We start from the raw sequence: 18,681 nt of genomic DNA on the forward strand, positions 1-18,681 counted from the left end.
CTTAAATAAATTTAATCTGTAAATACATTAGACAATGCTACATGTCAAAATTAAATGGAAATAGTACTAGTAAGGTGGTAGCGCGAATGAACGAACAAATATTTGGGTAAGTGACAATGGGCTTAAATAGCAGAATAAGAGCGCTGGAAACGCTCATTATAAAAACAAACAATAAACAACGCCATGAGCAGATAATGGCTCTTTATGCTCAAATTTGTATCGGGAAGCAATTTCAAATTGATTTGGCAAAAATAACTAATTCTATTCAGCTAATTGACTTATCATGGGTTTTGGCAATTTGCTCTTTGAAAAAACTAACTTTTTCAAATGAAGCCTTACTTGCATTTAAAACAAACTTACATAATAAGTTAATGAATATAGTCTGTAATCCATTGTATCAATTTAAAGATGAATTAAAAAAAATTTCTCTTCGGGAAGTTGGTAATATAGAACTATGCAGCTACGTGATATCCCCTAACGCAGTTATTCGCCTCCTTTTGGATGATGATAATTTTTCAAATTTATGCAAAAAACCAGAAAAACCATCTTTATCTGTAACCAATAAAACAATTAAAGGCAAGGGTAAGAAAAAAGTAGTGCATCGGCTAAAACTATTAATTCAAAAATTTTACACCTCTTTAGACGATAATTGCGCAGAAGCAATATGGAAAGAAATAAAAAAAAATAAAGCTCATTATTTTTGGATTGAATCAATCGCCCCATGGACTGATGGTCGAAGCGAAGCCCTAATCAAATGGGGAACAGGTGATAAAAGTGCAAAATCTTTCTCACAAGGTGCTTTTTCAAATTATGTAAGTGCATTAAGCACCGGAAAAGAAAAGCTTTCAAAAGAAAGCTATGATGATGTTTATAAAGATTAGGCGTTTAAAACAAAAATATAAACTTAAACACTGACAAATCAAAAATATTCTCATCGTTTGCGTCATCACTTTCATAAAATGACGTTAATGATGAAAGCATGATGAAACACTACCTCTATAGCACTAGCAATTCCGCAAAGTGCTGAATAATAAGAGGTAGCAAATGACAACTCGTTATATTCCTGTTCCTAACTGGAACATTCACCATGAATGGCCACCCATTGGTGGATTACGCAATCTTATCTTCAATAAAGAAAAAAACGGTTTTGCCAAAGTTGTTAAAAAAGTAGGTAAACGTGTGCTCATTGATGAAGCTGCTTTTTTTGAATGGGTAGCCAATCACGGAGATAAATAATCATGATGACCGAAAAAAATCACCCAGTCGCACAACTGGGCAATCATAAATCCAAAAGGCCCTTGCATGATAACTCTTCATCTTCACAACGTGCAAGATTGTTAAAGTACTTAAAAGCTTATTCTCAATTATCTACTCTTCATGCACGCCAACACCTAGGAATATTACATCCTTGCGGCCGAATAATGGAGCTCAGGAGAAGAGGTCACCAAATTGAAACTCACTGGGTAATCGAAATAGATAGCAATGGCGTACTACATAGAGTGGGTCTTTATATTTACAAGGGTAATGCAAATGGAGGTCATCATGAGTAAGAAAGAGCTAATGTTAGACGATATTAAAAACCGTTTATTTATGTTGCCAAAAAGCCTTCTTGAATCGTTTATTATCCTTAATAAAAAGCCCTCTAAAGCTGCTATTAACTCATCTAAAAGATGGGTGCAGATGATTATTGATACCTTGGAGGAACTGGAAAAAGCATTAAAGTACAAGGAGGGTAATTAATATGTCACGGATTAGGACTGTTAAGCCCGAGTTCTGGACAAGTGAGCAGGTTTTAGGCTGCTCACTTACTGCCAGATTACTTTTTATTGGTATGTGGAACTTTTGTGATGATCATGGAGTACATCCCGCTTCATATATTCGCATTAAAGCGGAGGTGTTTCCTGCTGATGATTGCACAATTAATGATGTTAAAAATTGGATAAACGAGCTCATTCATAACAATCTCTTACGAGAATATGTAGTTGATGATGAAAAATTTTGGCTAGTAACTGGCTGGAAAAAGCACCAACGCATTGATAAACCAACATATCGCCATCCCATGCCAGAATCTGCTTTGAAAAAAATCGATGATAATTCGACGATTACTCATGGAGCACTAGCAGAGCTATCCCCTATAGCTATCAAATTACTCAATGAGTCCTCCACTACGGAAAGGAATGGAAGGGAAAGGATTGGAGAGGATATCAATATATGTGAAGTACAAACTTCACCTGTGGATGTTGTTCATCCTGATTCTAATATCAGCATAGAAATCTTTGAGCATTGGAAAACGGTAATGAATCATCCCTGTGCCAAATTTGATAATAAAAGAAAACGCATAATCACTAATGCTTTAAAGCTAGGCTACAGCGTAGCTGATTTAAAACAAGCAATAGATGGTTGTGCTTGTAACCCCTACAACATGGGCAAAAATCCTACTAACACCATTTATGATGATATTGGACTTATTTTTCGTGATGCAGAGCGCATTGAGCGTTACATGAATAATGCTACCAATTCAGCTAATGAAGTTCAGGCAAGTAGCATAATGGCAGGAGTACTGTAGATGAGAGCCAAAGAAATATCTCAAAAACTATCACAACGTGTAGAAGATGTTGCACGCTATCTGCTGCCTAATGGAAAAAAAGAGGGTAATGAATGGCGCGTAGGAAATATTAATGGTGAAACTGGGCGCTCTCTTGGAGTGCATTTGACTGGTGAAAAAGCTGGTATATGGTGCGATTTTGCTAATGGCAGAGGCGGAGACTTATTAGACCTATGGGCTTTACAACGGAATTTAAAGATCTCTGAGGCAATCAGGGAAGCATGTCACTACCTTGGCATTACCATGCCCCAATTCATTGCTCATAAGCCACAAAAATTCATTAAGCCGGAATTAAAAAATGTTTCTGCAATAAATTCTACTTCTCCAGTTCTGCATTACCTTACCAACGAACGAAAGTTAACTGCGGAGACTATCCATGCCTATAAAATTAGTCAGCAAAATAGAAATATTGTGTTCCCTTACATGCGAGAAAATGAGCTTATTTTTGTAAAGTATATTGGATTAGAGCGTATTGAAGGTAAAAAGCAAATTGCTGTTGAACCAAATTGTGAACCCTCTTTATTTGGCTGGAATCTAATTCCTATTAACGCTCGGACAATAACTATATGTGAGGGTGAAATTGATGCAATGACACTGCACCAATACGGTTTCCCTACTGTATCTGTTCCCTTTGGCGGAGGTGGTGGTAATAAGCACAAATGGCTTGAGTATGAGTTTGATCGCTTATCAATTTTTGATGAAATTTACTTATGCTTTGACAATGATGATGAGGGCAAAAAAGCCATCCACGAATTAATTGAACGATTAGGGCGGCATCGTTGTCGAATTGTGGAACTGCCATTTAAAGATGCCAATCAATGCTTAATAGAAAATGTTTCCCACCAAGAAATACAGCAGTGTTTTATAAATGCGAGATCGTTAGACCCTGATGAATTAAAATCAGCACACCAATATGTTAACGAGGTTATTAATAGTTTTTATCCCACACCAGAGACTAACCTTGGCTATCAAGCGCCTTGGGATAAAGCTAAGGGAAAAATTCTTTTTCGTCCGGGAGAACTTTCCGTTTGGACTGGAATTAATGGCCACGGTAAAAGTCAATTTTTAGGCCAAATAATTCTTCACGCAATGAAACAAGGGGCTCGCGTGTGCATTGCAAGCCTTGAGTTAAAGCCCAGCCGTTTATTAACCCGATTAACTCGCCAAGCAGGTGCTTTAGAGTCGCCAAGTATTAATTATATCCACGCTATCCATGAATGGTATGAAGATAAATTATGGCTTTTTGATTTAGTTGGCACTGCAAAATCAAAACGCCTCCTAGAAGTGTTTCTTTATGCACGTCAGCGATATGGTGTTGATACTTTTGTAATTGATTCCTTTATGAAGTTAGATATTGCTGAGGACGATTACAAAGCTCAAAAAGCGTTCATGGAGCAATTGTGTGATTTTAAAAACCAATATAATTGCCACATTCATATAGTAGTGCACCCACGTAAAGTAGCAGATGAATCACTACTCCCGGGAAAACTTGATAACAAAGGTACTGGTGCTATTAGTGATTTAGCAGATAATTGTTTTACTATTTGGAGAAATAAAAATAAGGAGCAACTAAAGCAAATTCAATTAAGCGGGGCATCACTTAGTGAGAAAGATTTAAAAAAATTAGACGATTCAGATTGTATATGGTGTTGTGACAAACAAAGGAATGGTGATTGGGAGGGAAAGCTAGGATTTGGGTTTAATAGTGCGACTTTACAATATTTAAATCATCCTAACCAAAAGCCAATTCGAGTCGTTGAATATTCAAGTTGTGGTGGTTGAATCATCAAACCCGGGATTAATTAATTCATTTATTGGGGGAATTAGTTCCCCTACATTAACATTCAGGGCAAAAGCAATCTGAATTAAATTTTGTATAGAAATATTTTGCTCTCCTCTCTCAACTCGCCCCATGTAGGTACGCCCCATATGAGAGGCATCAGCAATCCCTTCTTGGGAAAACCCTCTACTTAAACGAAGCTCTCTGATTTTATACCCTATTTTTATAAGATTTTGGTGTTTTTCTTTCATAAGAAAATTAAATCGATTACACCTTATAAGTTCCACACCCAATAAGTGGCATTAACTTTATAAATGATGTAATATTGCGCAAAAGATTAAATTATGATCATTATTGATGAGGTTAAATATGGGTTCATTTATATATTCGCTTGGTAACTTAGTTTTTGGGATAGGGGCTTTATATTGCATATTTGCTGTAAACAGCTTGTTTTGGAAATGGTATTGCCCTATTCGCGCAGATCGAAAAGGACATAGTGGTTACCTTCGGACAAATTTTAAATTTCAAAGCATTAATGGCTCAAAGAAAAGATATCAGTATAGCAATGGCGACTATGGTGATTTCTATTACTGGGAAGAGACTGTTTCTAAGTATGAAAAATGATATAAATTCTGAATTAGAGTCATTTTGAATTAGAGTCATTATCACATGTTACCACCAAGCGATTATGTCGTATCTTAATTACCAAGCGAAATTGACGGATTCTAATTAATCAGTGATTTTCTGAAAGCATTTAAAGGTACTTTTAGAGGCTGCTAAGGATGATTATTATGGATTCGAAGACTCAACTTACGGTTGATGTTATTACTAAAGTATCGGAAGGTAAGATAACTATTAACAACGCAGCCAAACTACTCGCTTGTTCCAGGCGAACGATCGAACGTTATCTTAATAGATACCAAAAGTTAGGTATTATGTTCGCTATTCACGGTAATACGGGTAAAAATCCAGTCAATAAAATCCCTGCTGATTTGAAGTTAAAAGTTCAGGCTCTCATAAAAGAAAAATATTATGACGTGAATTTGCAACATCTTGCTGAACTGTTAGCTCTAAACGAAGGAATCTCTATCAAACGTGAGACCTTGCGTACTTGGGCACATGATATTCATCATGTGAAACGAGCTAAGCGCAGACGTTCCCAAGTACGTAAAAAAAGAGAACGAATGGAGTCTTCAGGCTTATTATTGCAAATGGATGGCAGCACTCATAAGTGGTTTGGAGATAAAAAATCCTGCCTCATTGCCATTATTGATGATGCTACCAGTGAAATCCATGCTGAGTTTTTCAAATCAGAAACCACACAAGGCTGTTTAAAAGTAATGCGGGACTATATTGAAAAGAAAGGAATTTTTAAAACCCTTTATGTTGACAGAGCCGGTATTTTTGGTGGACCAAAACGATGTAACTTCTCACAAATGCAAAGAGCATGCGAAGAGCTGGGTATTGAAATTATCTTCGCCAATTCCGCACAAGGCAAAGGCCGTATCGAACGCTCATTCGATACACTCCAAGACCGCCTCATCCCTGAACTACGCTTACAAAATATCAACGATATGCAAAACGCCAATCGTTATCTACAAGAGATTTTCATTCCTTGTTTCTGGCAAAAGACTCTGGTCGTGAGTGCCAAAAATATATTGCCTGAATTCGCCATTGTCCCTGAGCATTTAGACTTAGACAATATCTGTGTTGAGAAGGAATATCGTAAAATCCGCAACGATCATACGTTCAGCTATGGCAACAAGTTCTACTTAATAGAATCACCTCTCAGATACTCTATTGCCAAGCAAGACCTGGAAATTAGAAAACAGCCTAATGGGAGCTTTATCGCCTATTTTGCAGGTCGCCAGCTCGCCGTTTCTCAAGTTATCGAGCCTACGAAACCTTCTATCTATGATTTAGAAATTCAGAAGAAAATTGATGCCATAGAGTTGGCGGAAAAATTAGGTAATGTATCAGAAGCAGCTCGCCTCAGCGGTTGTTCTCGTGAAACAATTTATAAAAATAGGCGGCTGCTTAAGGAGAAAGGCCCACTGGCTCTAAAGCGGACCTTTCAACCGGATATTCACCACAAAAATAGAACTGCCAAGAACGTTGAAGAAGCTGTCATTAACTTCTCATTAATAAACCCTCATCTTGGACAAGCACAAGTATCTGCTCAACTAAAAACAAACTATGATATTGAGATCAGCTCTGCTGGGGTAAGGAATATCTGGCTTCGTGAAAATATGAATACCTCCGCCCTTAGAGTCCTTAAAGCAAAATCCTCACTTGAAATGGCTTAGTGAGGATTGTTTGGATCTTCTTGGGCTGATATAGTAGCGCGACATAATCGCTTGGTAATTAATCCGTCATTTTCCCTCGGTAATCCTACTACATATTATCCCTATGATCATAACCAACTCAGACATTTACGTTATTGACTATGCTTCAGGGCCTCAACCAAATGTAAAATCAACATAAATGGATTTTGCACAAAGCAATTGTTTCGATAGATTTGTGTTTGCAAGAAAATGCTATGATGCTTTCCTTCCCAATTATAAATATTAATTATTTGGATGATTTTCTTACTAAATGTCTTGGTTACAATTTAACTACGAACTGTTATTGCTTAGTAGATGGAGCTCTGGATACTCAGTCAAAATGACTATCCGCAAATTAACTAACAAGCTATGCCTGTAAAAAGCTATTTTAAAAAATTTATTGTTAATGATTTTTCAATTGCTTCATTAGTCTAGAAACTTTCCGTCGCACATCGTTATCAGGTTTGAATCCTTTCCGCTCCAGCTGATCATGTGCATTATCCTGCAATAGCACTTGACCTCCTCTGGTGAGCTGAACCAGATCGCATTGGGACAGGTTTCCCAGGCTGTTGTGATCTTTGGCTGGCGAGCTTTGTCTAATGCTGAAAGCGTTGGGCTTTGTGCCTCGGTTCCTTCTAATTTCAGTGGCTGTTCCAATAGCCTCATAGCCTCCTGAAGTTCTTTCTCTATGGTTTTGTCGGTCTGGTCTTGATTGTTCATGGGATTTCTCCTGTTCAATGTTTAATTTTTGACGTTGATTTTCCATATCCAAATCAGCAAATGTGATTGGCATTTGATAGTGAATTACAATTTGCAAGATTATCTTTTTAAAAAGTGGGGAGCCATTCACACATATGCAGTCACCATAGCGCTGTCTTGCCATTTCCAATGCTCTTTTAAGCGCAGGAATAGATCCACCTTTAGAAATAATGATTTCTTTCCCATTGTCTCTAATAACACTGTTATCTTTTTTATAAATCTCAGTGCCCTCTTTAGTAATAGAGTCGATTTGTTCAAAATTTAAAGTAGATAAAACTGAGCCTGCACCTAATATAGAATATGCATGATTATTTTTACGATTGCGATAACGCATTGCCACTAAGGCATCCTGGTCGCCACTTTGTGCTTTTTGTTTCAGCCAATCAGCCCAGGTTTTGTTCTGATGAGAATCTAGTAACCGACTACGTTCTTTTGCGTAATTTTTCCTTACGCTATCAATTTCATTAAGCAGTGTTTTGTTGATATGCTGGTATAGGTATTTTTTCTGCGTTTTAGAAAGGTTCATTAATTTCAAAGCCGCACGTTTCATTCGACCTCGCTTTTTTGCCTGTTCAACAAGTTTGGCTCGAGCCTCGCGCAACCTTTTAAGTTTGTCTGTAATAAAATGCTTATTATGCGATTTTTCATACTGGTATTTGGCATACAGCGCAGAACCAAGTACTTGTTTATTTAATGGTTCATAACGATAAACATTTGATGCAGGCACATTGTCTTCTAAGTAGTATGGTACGAATGGACCTAGCCTGGATTCGAGATTTTTTTTAGAGAAGGTTCTGGAAATTGAACTGGCTTTAGTAGTGAGTCCTTGGGCATTGCAAAACACAAAGCCATTGGCTTTGACACGCATTATCAGTCCATGTTCTGCTAAAATACCATGAATCTCCATCCAGCTATTGGCAGCCTCGAGTTTTTCTTTGCAGTGGCGCTTCATCCAATTAATCAAGCTTTCAATACCTGAATGGTGCTCCATATCGTCAGCAAGATTTTCAGAACGGTTTTTACGAGTTTGATGATTGGTTATTTTTAAACCTAATTCAATTTCGAGCCTAGATGCAATTTCAGCAAAAGTCTTATATGCCCTGTAGGGTTCAATCATATTAAAAGTTTGGGGATGAATTTTATTAATCGCAACATGAATATGAAGATTGTCTGTATCATGATGGACAACTGAGATTCTTTGATGCTCTTTAAATCCTATAGAAGACACCACACTCTCTTCTATTTTCTGTAAGGTTTGCTCTGAAGGATTTTCACCTGACGCAAACGAAATGAGCATATGGTAGGTTTTATCACCCGTTGCTCTTTGGTTTTTAGCCTGTGTTGCCAGTACCTCCTGAACAGCCCATATAGGTTCGAGACTATTACAATTTGATAGCCTCACTTTGCCCACGCGCTCCTGTTTGTTTTGTTGATTACAAAGATACCGAACAAGACCTGAAAAGCTGCTGAGCCTCGTTTTTTTCATAGGAATATGGCGAATAATCATAATTTTTTCACCACTTCAAACATTGCATCCTGGGTGGTTTGAATACGAGCTAACAATGTTCTTATTGTTTGAAGGTCAAAGTGTGCAACCCGTTTATCTTGAGTCAGCCATAGTTTTAATAATCCTCCAAGCCGTCCTAAGTCTCCATTAATTTTGGCTAGCTGCAGTACATAATCCTTATCAACACTACTTTGAATTTGATAACCGAGACCAACCCGTCTTAAGTACTCGGCAATTGAAAGGCCAGCAGTGGCTGCATTCGATTTAATTTGAATTTCTTCAGAAGGCAAAACAGGTACGCGAAGATGACGACCATTTTTTCTGGTGGGTTTTTTAAGTTTCTCGTCCATAAGGATGCCGACCTCTTTATTAAGTGGTTATGCAATCCTTTGGGTATTGATTTGACCTCAAAATACCGGTTTTTCGTTGAGCACCGAAGGTGCGAATAAGACTTGTGAGGTTTGGTAGCCAGCTTGCTGGTTAGCTAACTTCACCTATCTTGCCCTGCGTTTTAAGTTCATTTGACTTCATACTATCAGGTAATTTTATGTAATTTCAATGTTATTTTTCGAAAAGCCATATTAATTACGAATAATTACTGATATTTACTGTAAATTACATATTTATGCACTTAAGAAGATGTTTAATTACGCCAAAAGGAAAGAAAATAACATAATCTATTGCAGAGCAACACAATATTTCATACCATCAAAAGAGAATAATAATTAACTGACAGTATAATATGGGAAACTCCCTCAGCGAACGAATCGCAGCAAAGCAGATGAATAGAAATGTTTCTGATAAATCTGTAAATAAAGCCGCTTTTCTTGCGTTAAAAAAAGATATCGCGATAGCTCTAGCTGACGGCTGGTCTATAAAGCTTGTCTGGGAAACCTTAGTTGAGGAAGGCAAAATCTCATTTTCATATAAAACTTTTTGTGGCTATGTAGCACGTTTGATTACTACAGAAAAAAAGCCGTCTATGCAGGAAAACACCAAGGAAGATGAAAAAGTTAAAAGTAAAGCAAAAAGCGAAATTCGTGGCTTTACTTTTAATCCAAAACCTAACTTGGAGGATCTCTTGTAATGGCAAAAATACATATCACACTGCAGGGCAAAGGCGGTGTCGGCAAATCATTTATTTCAGCAACAACCGCACAATACAAATATCATAAAGGCCAAGCTCCATTGTGCATTGACACTGACCCCATCAACTCAACTTTCCATGGCTTTAAAGCTTTAAATGTAGACCATATTCAAGTCATGAGCGGTGATGAAATCAACCCCCGTCTTTTTGATACCCTCATTGAAAAATTGCCTCAACAACTAATGATGTAGTCATTGACAACGGCGCCAGTTCTTTTGTGCCGCTATCTCATTACCTCATCAGCAACCAAGTTCCAGCTTTGTTAAAAGACTTAGGCCATGAAATGGTCATTCATACTGTCATAACCGGCGGCCAGGCCTTACTAGATACTATTAATGGCTTTGCGCAGCTGATTGACCAGTTTGAAAATGAAGCACAGTTTGTAGTCTGGCTTAATCCCTATTGGGGAGCTATAGAGCATGACGGTAAAGCCTTTGAGCAATTGAAAGCCTACCGAGATAATAAAGACAGAATATCAGCCTTAATTCAAATTCCTGATCTGAAAAAAGAGACCTACGGCCGTGATCTTACCGAGATGCTTCAACAAAAACTGACCTTTGATGAAGTGTTAGGTACGCCAGAAAAAAGCATTATGACTCGTCAACGCTTAAAAATCGTTCGCGATCAACTGTTTGGACAATGTAACAAGGCCAGGGTGATCTAATGGCTGATAAATTCGATGACGTTATTCAAGAGATTGCAATCAAGCATGGGGTGATTTTAAGTAAGGATGATCCAATTCTCATTCTGCAGACCATGAACAATAGATTAATTGAGGAAACCCGACAAGCACAGGTAGCTATGCTGGCACAGTTCAAAGAGGAAATGGAGGTCATTTCCTCTCAATGGCGAGATGATGCCAGAGAAAAAGCCGAAAAAATGATTAATATGGCATTGGCCAGTAGTAAAGAAACTATGACTCGTTCGGTGCGAGAAGCCACAAATGAATCTGTATCAATAATTAAAAAAGTAATTTCTAATTCAGTAATAGAAATTAATAATATTGCAAAGCAAGCGAAGAACTATAGTTTGTTGTTCTTATTTGGGTCAATACTGGCTGTATCCTGTGTATATTTCGTTCTATTTGTAATTTAGCCCGGATTTTAATTCATGACTGTAGAGACTAAAATAGAACTTATTCCTCCAAAACCATATGGCTTAATTTCAGATTATAGTAGCATTAAATATGAAAATAAGGTTTGTATGTATCCAGGATGCAAGGAACCACCTATTGGATCTCATGTTTTATCGAAATCATGCATTAAAAAATATGCGAACAATCAGATAATTCAACTACAAACCCTTGTTTATGAGCCATTTGAAAACATAAGACCAAAAGAAAAACGAAAGTACTATAAACCTTGCGATCTTGATAAAATATCGACCTTTAAAGGATTTTGTAATAAACATGACCACAGCCTTTTTCATGAACTGGATAATTTTAATGGTGTTGTAACCCCCAAGATTGCCCTGCTTGCCCATTACAGAATCATATGTTATGGGTTAGATATTCTTCAATTGCAATTAAAACAACACGAATTTTTGAAAAATGCCGCACTTGTAGGAGGCGCATCAAAAAAAACAAATGAAATAGCAAGAAAAATTAAAAATGGTTTTTTTCTACGTAGGTTAAAAATGGCTGAAACAGATTATTTAGAAAGGAAAGAAATCTGTGAACAGCTGCTTAATGCTATCGCTCCTCAAATTAATTATATTGTTTTTCAAGGGGGGATCGATAACCCCATATTCTTTGGAAGAGCTGGAATATTTTTACACCAATTTAGCAGAGATAGTTTACCCAAAAAATTTATGCCTCACATGCCGTATATAACATATTCATCTATTTCCGATGGAAGAACATGTAGTCTCATCTTTACTTACCTTCCGCAAGATGCCAAAGAATATTCCAATGATTTAGAGATTTTTATTAACCACCCAGACTTCAAAAAACGGCTGGAAATTTTAATTTACTCGCAAAGTGATTGTTGCATTTTAAGAAAAGATCTTACGGACACTCACAGTAGCACTATCAAAGGAATACTTGATTATTATCGATAGATAGGGGCTACGAAGTAGGCTGAAGCTTTTAGAAAACATTCGGCACTATGCGCGATACCGCTTTTTACCCGTGCACTTTTTAATGACGACTGTAACCTGCGCTCAGGCAAAGTATCTTAAATATGATCAATTTATATTATTTCCAACGGCAATTGAATAAAAAATAAACAAAAACAAAATGCTCACTTTTCAACTACTGTGCCCCTTTATTAAATTTATTTTATTGAGCAGTCTGATTTATTTTGATATTATCGATTTTGATTAGGCAATTAATTTAATCTAAATTTCTTAATTTCTGCTAAGTTAACTTGCATTTAATCATAAGAGATTAACACAGGATTTATAAAAAAAATCGGTCTAATAATAGGAAAAATAAGGAATATTTATATGAAGATTTCAACAAATGTCTCCAGCGAATTCAAAAATACCAGCGTTATCCCAGTTCAATCCTTCAAAGCTGACAACCAGATTAAAATGGTGGCCCCTGGCGGTTGTTGCTGTACTTTAGGTTGCTCTTGCAGCTGCTCATGTGGTGCAACTAATAAATCTAAATAGAATTATCTTTTAACAGTTTAGCCTTCGTATAGTTAAACTGTTTGTTGTTATTTCTTTATTAAGTTGTCGCTATGAATTCAGATAAAACAAACATAACTGGGCTCGCTAGAATTTTAGAACATGCCACATACACCAATGGTTATTCTCCTTTTGTCCCATGGTCTAATTCTATTGGTTTTAAAGTTCAGTCTTTACGTTTTCAAGAAAAACACTCATCTTCGAGCATTGCAGAAGATTTTTTGGCCAACATAGGCTTTACACGGAATGATATTGAGAGCGAATGCTCTATGCAAACTTACCTGGAGAGTGTTGGTTCAGTTATGTTATCGTTCTCTTGTACAGAAGATAACAATCACTTGAGAAAAATTGCATTACCTCAATCAGTGCCTTTAAAAATGAGTTTAGACTCGGTACTTAAATCACGTAGGAGCATTAGGCAATATACCGGTGATAGTATTTCCTTTGAATACTTAGCAACGGTTGCTAGAGCCGCATTAGGAATAACTTCAACATCTGAAGTTAATTTGAATGATGGGTCTTCAACTTCAATAAATTTAAGAACTCAACCTAGTGCCGGCGGTATTTACCCAACTGAATTATATATTGCGTGTTTGAATGTCAAGAAACTAGATAGAGGGATATATCAGTACAACCCTGTTGAAGATTGTTTGGTTCAATTATTTGACGAAAAAGATACCTTAAAATTATTAGAATGCTTTTCCGTACAGGAGGATCAGATATCTCTTTCCCGAGCAAGCGCCATATGTTTATTGGCTGGTAGTGCTGCAAAATCAATGTATAAATATGGAAATCGTGGTTTAGGTTTTACTTTGCATGAGATAGGTAGTATTTCACAAAACATTCACTTGGCAATTACTGCTCTAGGTTTAGCTGGTGTTGACTGCGCTAGTTATTACAATGCTGAAATCCATAATCTGATGAAATTTGATGGAATTTATAAGCATTTATTTCATGCAATTGTTATTGGCGTTGGCCGATAGTTTTAAACTACATATTTCAGGTTGTATATATGAAAGAAAACAATATTAGAATCAAACCATATTTTTCTGTAATTGGCCATAGTCCTGATTTCATTGAGTTAAGATCTGGTGTCTGGAATCATATAAGCTATACCTTACAAGACGATACCAATAGTGGAATGCTTTATCGCTTTATTAAAGCGTTGGATGGCACTTCTTCGCTAAAAGAAATAACCTCTTCATTGAATATGGCTCGTTCAGAGGCTGAAGCTATCATTGATCACCTGAATCAACTTAATGTAATTGATACAGGTCCTGCAACAGCCTTTGATTATTATACGGACATCTATGCCCCTGCTTTTAAAAATCGAGAAATAAATCAGGAAGAACTACTTAAGAAAAAAGTTTATATAATCTCTGATGAAAAATTAGGGGAAGAAATACAGGAGCAACTATCAAAATCATTATCTATTGATAATGCAGAACTCATCTCAGAGAATCACAGTACATTTAAGTTTCTTGAAAGCAATGATCAGTCTTGGTTATATAATGCCATCCTATTTGAAGAGTTACTGCAGGAGTTTAAATTTCTTGAGAATGGGTTTGTTATTCTAGCGTTAGAACATATTAATCCCATTTTTGCTAAAAAATTTAATCGGATTGCTACTGCCTTAAATATTACATGGATACAGTCTGCAATAGATGGGCCTTTTATTTTTATAGGCCCTCTGTTTGAAAAAAATAATACTGCCTGTTATGAGTGTTTTGAGACACGCGTAAGCATGAATTTACGTGAATATCACTCTTACCAAAAATATAAAGCTGCAATAATTGAAAGTAAGATAATTAAAAAAGCCGAATTTCCAATGAGGAATATGCTGACCTCTTTAATGATTAACCATTTAATATTAGAAGTCTTTAATTATTTATTAACTGAGTGCAGTTTCACGAAAAATAAAGTTTTATCCATTTTTTTACCAACAATGGAAATTACATTTAATGAATTTCTTAAGGTATCAAATTGCCAAACTTGTGGCTCACAACCTCATCGTGATGATAGTCAACTATTTTTTGATGTCCAAGGCTTGCTTAAGGAAGAAAGATGATAAGTGTTGCCAAAAATTATTCATCAATTGATGTAGAATCCACCACCAGAAATCTCATGGAGCGGATGTTGAATCCTATCTGTGGCCTTGTGCAAGAAATTGGATTTATTAAACGCAGTAAATTCGGACCACGCATTATGACTGCAGGCGCTGATATTACTGGTGTCCATACTCTACTAAACAGGGAAGATCCTGGGAGAGGAGCTTATCATACAGGCGGTACTGGTGTTTACTTAAACGAACCAATCATTAAATCACTGGGCGAAACGATAGAGCGATATTCACAACTGGTTGCAGAATTAAATATAAAGAATGAACAGCTATTTGCTAGTTATGATCATATGATAGGGCATTATGATAATGTTCTATCGTCAGCATATCTCGATTTATACAGTAATGAGCAATTGGCCAAGACCAGTTTTCCGTATAATAAATTTGATAAAACCTTACCACTAACATGGGTTAAAACAACGATTCTAAATGCTGGTCAACCGATGTGGATACCAGCGCAGTTTTTATTTGTTGGTTATCATGTCAAAAAACATTCTAATGAGCCTTGGTATTCAACTGCTGTTACTACCGGTACTGCTGCTCATACTGATCAGGCTTCAGTATTGCTAAATTCAATTTTGGAAATTATTCAAGTTGATTCAGCTATGGGACATTGGTATTCAGATTATGAAGCTCCTGAAATTATATTAGATTCTCGGACTGCACCAATGCAAGCATTACTCCACAAGTACGATAATTTAAAACAGAATACAGTACGATTTTTTTGGCTCCGAAGCCCCGACTTGTTAGGACACAGCATAGCATGTGTTTTAGAAAAACCTGAAAATAGCATTCCGCGAGTGTCTGTTGGTCTTGGGGCTAGCACCTCTTTAAATGATGCACTTTATAAAGCTTACTTGGAAGCTGTTGGTGTCTCAAACTTAGGAAATATCCTGATATTAAAAGATAAAATTTATAATAATTTATCTGATATTGATCCGCGCACTATCTATGATATCGATAGTAATGTAGCAATGTACGGTAAGGGCTATTTTTCTGAGATTATGTTTAAAAAATTTAATTGTAGGAACGCAGTTACCGCTAGTGAAATTAGTGAAGATATCAAGGGAACGAAAAAAGAGCAGTTAATAAAACTCTTAGATTCATTTTATAGCTCAGGCAAAAGTTTGGCTTTTGTAGATTTAACCAATCTCGAAGCACAACAGCTAGGTTTTTTTGTCTCAAGATTATGGTGTAAGGATACTTTAAGTTTGTGCTTCCCAAGTGCGCCACCGATGCTTCATCCACGTTTTAATGCGTATGGTGGTTTTTCCCATTCATTCCCACACCCGTATCCTTAGCATGATGACATACCCTGAAGCAAGTATAGTTAATCTTACGCTAGGGAGCTTTTTCATCTCTAGCCATATCTATGATAGATGGTTGAGCAAAAGCGCCCTTTCACTTATGGATACTAATGCACTAGTTAAGCTTTTTATTGTCGCTATTGGTTTTTTTACTATACCCTTAAAAAGCTTAGTTTCTGGAACATTGTCCTTACAAATTCAATATTTAATCATAGGGGTATTTTTAGGTTATGTATATTTTAACTTTGAAATATGGTTTATAAAAATACTACCTGGAAAATACAAATTACTACCTAGAGAAAACAATTCAATTAAGATTAATAAATTAAATATTAAAAATCTTTTAAATAGTTCTACTCGCTCATTTAAGAAAAAAAATGAATTTTCTCTCACTAGTATTTTTTTCATTGCGGTTAGTGAGGAGATAATTTACAGAGGATTTTTAACAACATTTTGCATGGAGTTCCCCTTAAACTGGTTAAATATTGTTTACCTAGTTTTAGTCAATCTTATTTTCGCACTAAGTCATATCAACATCGGTTTTGTTCATGTCATTACCAAATTCATTTTAGGTTGGACCTGTTTAATTGCTTACTTATTATCAGGAACAGTTTTGACACCCATAGCAATACACTCTGTCTTTAATTTGCTAGCAGTTAAAAAACTAAAGGAGAGGTTGAATGCTTGATTTTATCAATCATATCCTGCTTCTTTTTATATCAGTTTTGATTGTGCTTATTGGTTTTTATCATTATGCAAAAGGAATTATATTTGATTTCGCTCCGGTACTTGCACAAAGAACTTCCCTTGTTTCTACCTATCCTTTAAGCCAAGTGACCGGTTTAGTTGAGCTTGTAATGGTTGCAATATGCCATATTATTTTTTGTTTTACTTTGCTTGTTGTTTTTAAAATTGATTGCTCAACTATCTTCCAAATTAATTTTTTAGATTGTCTATACGGTGGTCTAATAGGTATTGGAACAATCGGTTTATCAATTTTACTTTGTACAATCGCAATGAAAATTATGGAATATTGTAATGTAGAAAAGGTACCTAAAACACTAGATGGCTGGATGGCAATAGCAAATGCAGGATGGATAAGACACCATAACGATACAGTTAAAATATTACCCCTTTATGCAACTTTAATCGTTATTACCATGCAAGTAGGCTCTGAGGAAATTATTTTTCGAGCGGTTCTATTTAATGCATTTATGCCCTACGGGATTTTAACCGCTTTTATTATTGCAACAGGTTTATTTATTTATATGCAAACTTTGCATATGCCATCAAAAATGAGTGCAATGTTTCCTGCTATAGGAGCTACTGTTATGGGGGTAACTCATGGATTATTGTATTTACATAATCCATCTATTATTCCGTTAGTGATATCTCATGTCACATTTTTTATTTTTACAGTTATTTAATAGGAGATAAGACATGGAGTATGGATTATCATTTTTACCGGATATTGATAATAAAAATTATTCAGCAGCCGACTATTTTAAAAACGTTTTAAAACTCTCGGTATATGCAGATCAAGCGGGCTTAAATACTATCAAGATGACTGAGCACTACCTTCATCCATATGGTGGTTATTGCCCTGACCCCTTAATGTTTTTAGCCAGTGTTGCTGCACAAACAAGCACAATTAGACTTATGACAGGGTGTATATTGCCAGTATTTCATCACCCTATTCAAATTGCCGCTAAAACAGCCATGCTTGATGCACTTTCTAATGGCCGCCTAGATGTAGGCTTTGCCAGGGCATATCTGCCTTATGAATTTGAAGCATTTGAAATTGACATGGATAATAGTCGTGAAAAATTTCAAGAAACTATTACAGCAGTAAAAAAATTATGGGTTGAAGATAAAACGACTTGTGAAACACCCTTTTTTAACTTTCACAATGTACGTTCCCTGCCCGCTCCTACCCAATTACCACATCCACCTTTGTGGGGAGCTGCAGTTAATTCAAGACAAAGTTTTGCTTGGTTAGGAGAGCAAGGGTTTGGTTTGCTGGCTACACCGCCCTTAAGTAGCTTTGATGAGTTAGTCAATAAAATTGATATCTATCGTGATTCATTCATTCCGAATGTAGTGATGAAAAAACCCAGGATTGCGATTAGTCTTCCGCTATTGATCACTGAGAATCAGAATGATGCAGAGAAAGTTGGCGATTATTATTTAGCTGAATACATGCGAGTATGGGCCGATGCAGCTGACTCATGGAATAACAAAACCTCAAGTAATTATTTAGGTTATACAGGAATGTCCTATGCCTTGCGCCAGAATTCACCCCATCATATGCGCAGCACAACCCAAGCCATCATTGGAACACCTGCCTACGCTGCAGAGAAAATTAAAGAGATACAATCAGCCACCGCAGTTGATCAAATTTTATGGCAAATTGATTTTGGTGGGCAGCCATTTGATTCGATGATGCAAACTTTACAACTTTTTGTAACTCAAGTATTACCATTGATACGTTAAGGATTTATT

At 36.3% G+C, this 18,681-nt stretch carries 19 protein-coding genes and 1 pseudogene; 17 read left to right on the forward strand and 3 right to left on the reverse strand.

From position 1 onward, the window contains the following. Window positions 1–116 precede the first annotated feature (116 nt). The 6 genes from ACFORL_RS07925 (at window position 117) to ACFORL_RS07950 (ending at window position 4,387) form a co-directional block, all read left to right on the forward strand. On the forward strand, window positions 117–881 hold the full coding sequence (locus tag ACFORL_RS07925) for a hypothetical protein (protein ID WP_382342815.1): 765 nt from the start codon (window positions 117–119) through the stop codon (window positions 879–881). Between the two features lie 163 nt (window positions 882–1,044). After that, window positions 1,045–1,236 carry a hypothetical protein gene (locus tag ACFORL_RS07930; RefSeq protein ID WP_382342817.1) on the forward strand — a complete coding sequence of 64 codons (192 nt, stop codon included), beginning with the start codon at window positions 1,045–1,047 and terminating at the stop codon, window positions 1,234–1,236. 5 nt (window positions 1,237–1,241) lie between these two features. Further along, on the forward strand, window positions 1,242–1,550 hold the full coding sequence (locus ACFORL_RS07935) for a helix-turn-helix domain-containing protein (protein ID WP_382342986.1): 309 nt from the start codon (window positions 1,242–1,244) through the stop codon (window positions 1,548–1,550). Further along, a complete protein-coding gene (locus ACFORL_RS07940) occupies window positions 1,543–1,740 on the forward strand; it encodes a hypothetical protein (RefSeq protein ID WP_382342819.1) in 198 nt (65 codons plus the stop codon). Before ACFORL_RS07935 ends, ACFORL_RS07940 begins: the two co-directional genes overlap by 8 nt. Before the next feature lies 1 nt (window position 1,741). After that, window positions 1,742–2,566 (forward strand): hypothetical protein, encoded by an 825-nt coding sequence (locus tag ACFORL_RS07945; RefSeq protein ID WP_382342821.1) that lies wholly within the window; start codon window positions 1,742–1,744, stop codon window positions 2,564–2,566. After that, window positions 2,567–4,387 carry a bifunctional DNA primase/helicase gene (locus tag ACFORL_RS07950; RefSeq protein ID WP_382342823.1) on the forward strand — a complete coding sequence of 607 codons (1,821 nt, stop codon included), beginning with the start codon at window positions 2,567–2,569 and terminating at the stop codon, window positions 4,385–4,387. It begins immediately after the preceding gene. Here the strand turns inward: ACFORL_RS07950 and ACFORL_RS07955 are convergent. Then, on the reverse strand, window positions 4,370–4,636 hold the full coding sequence (locus ACFORL_RS07955; RefSeq protein WP_382342825.1) for a helix-turn-helix domain-containing protein: 267 nt from the start codon (window positions 4,634–4,636) through the stop codon (window positions 4,370–4,372). The genes ACFORL_RS07950 and ACFORL_RS07955 overlap by 18 nt on opposite strands. Window positions 4,637–5,167: 531 nt before the next feature. Between ACFORL_RS07955 and ACFORL_RS07960 the strand changes: the two genes are divergently transcribed. Then, complete coding sequence (locus ACFORL_RS07960) at window positions 5,168–6,691, forward strand: ISNCY family transposase (RefSeq protein WP_382342826.1); 1,524 nt, start codon at window positions 5,168–5,170, stop codon at window positions 6,689–6,691. A gap of 421 nt (window positions 6,692–7,112) precedes the next feature. Here ACFORL_RS07960 and traI read toward each other — a convergent pair whose 3' ends face one another. Together traI and traJ are read right to left on the reverse strand one after the other, a co-directional pair. Further along, complete coding sequence (gene traI / locus ACFORL_RS07965) at window positions 7,113–8,975, reverse strand: TraI/MobA(P) family conjugative relaxase (RefSeq protein ID WP_382342828.1); 1,863 nt, start codon at window positions 8,973–8,975, stop codon at window positions 7,113–7,115. Next, window positions 8,972–9,325: a conjugal transfer transcriptional regulator TraJ gene (gene traJ, locus ACFORL_RS07970; RefSeq protein WP_382342830.1), complete on the reverse strand. Its 354-nt coding sequence runs from the start codon at window positions 9,323–9,325 to the stop codon at window positions 8,972–8,974. The genes traI and traJ overlap by 4 nt, the downstream gene beginning before the upstream one ends. Before the next feature lie 392 nt (window positions 9,326–9,717). On the opposite strand from traJ, the gene ACFORL_RS07975 reads away from it, so the two are divergent. From ACFORL_RS07975 to ACFORL_RS08020, 10 genes and pseudogenes are all read left to right on the forward strand, one after another. Continuing rightward, window positions 9,718–10,062: a TraK family protein gene (locus ACFORL_RS07975; protein ID WP_382342832.1), complete on the forward strand. Its 345-nt coding sequence runs from the start codon at window positions 9,718–9,720 to the stop codon at window positions 10,060–10,062. Beyond that, a pseudogene (locus tag ACFORL_RS07980) lies at window positions 10,062–10,786 on the forward strand (PRK13886 family protein). The gene ACFORL_RS07975 and the pseudogene ACFORL_RS07980 overlap by 1 nt, the downstream one beginning before the upstream one ends. Further along, the gene (locus ACFORL_RS07985) at window positions 10,786–11,217 is read left to right on the forward strand and encodes a conjugal transfer protein TraM (protein WP_382342834.1); all 432 of its coding nucleotides are present in this window, start codon (window positions 10,786–10,788) and stop codon (window positions 11,215–11,217) included. Before ACFORL_RS07980 ends, ACFORL_RS07985 begins: the two are co-directional and overlap by 1 nt. 15 nt (window positions 11,218–11,232) lie before the next feature. Next, window positions 11,233–12,180 carry a hypothetical protein gene (locus tag ACFORL_RS07990; RefSeq protein ID WP_382342836.1) on the forward strand — a complete coding sequence of 316 codons (948 nt, stop codon included), beginning with the start codon at window positions 11,233–11,235 and terminating at the stop codon, window positions 12,178–12,180. 626 nt (window positions 12,181–12,806) lie between these two features. Next, window positions 12,807–13,736, forward strand: coding sequence for a SagB/ThcOx family dehydrogenase (locus ACFORL_RS07995; protein ID WP_382342838.1), 930 nt, complete (start codon window positions 12,807–12,809; stop codon window positions 13,734–13,736). Window positions 13,737–13,765: 29 nt separating this feature from the next. Then, a complete protein-coding gene (locus tag ACFORL_RS08000; protein ID WP_382342839.1) occupies window positions 13,766–14,821 on the forward strand; it encodes a TOMM precursor leader peptide-binding protein in 1,056 nt (351 codons plus the stop codon). Continuing rightward, window positions 14,818–16,173 (forward strand): YcaO-like family protein, encoded by a 1,356-nt coding sequence (locus ACFORL_RS08005; protein ID WP_382342841.1) that lies wholly within the window; start codon window positions 14,818–14,820, stop codon window positions 16,171–16,173. Before ACFORL_RS08000 ends, ACFORL_RS08005 begins: the two co-directional genes overlap by 4 nt. Window position 16,174: 1 nt before the next feature. Further along, window positions 16,175–16,867, forward strand: a complete 693-nt coding sequence (locus ACFORL_RS08010; protein ID WP_382342843.1) for a CPBP family intramembrane glutamic endopeptidase — start codon at window positions 16,175–16,177, stop codon at window positions 16,865–16,867. Beyond that, window positions 16,860–17,606 (forward strand): CPBP family intramembrane glutamic endopeptidase, encoded by a 747-nt coding sequence (locus tag ACFORL_RS08015; protein ID WP_382342845.1) that lies wholly within the window; start codon window positions 16,860–16,862, stop codon window positions 17,604–17,606. The genes ACFORL_RS08010 and ACFORL_RS08015 overlap by 8 nt, the downstream gene beginning before the upstream one ends. A gap of 13 nt (window positions 17,607–17,619) precedes the next feature. Then, on the forward strand, window positions 17,620–18,672 hold the full coding sequence (locus ACFORL_RS08020; protein ID WP_382342846.1) for an LLM class flavin-dependent oxidoreductase: 1,053 nt from the start codon (window positions 17,620–17,622) through the stop codon (window positions 18,670–18,672). Window positions 18,673–18,681: the final 9 nt, after the last annotated feature.

The organism is Legionella dresdenensis, assembly GCF_042649825.1.
Classification (GTDB): Bacteria; Pseudomonadota; Gammaproteobacteria; order Legionellales; family Legionellaceae; genus Legionella_C; species Legionella_C dresdenensis.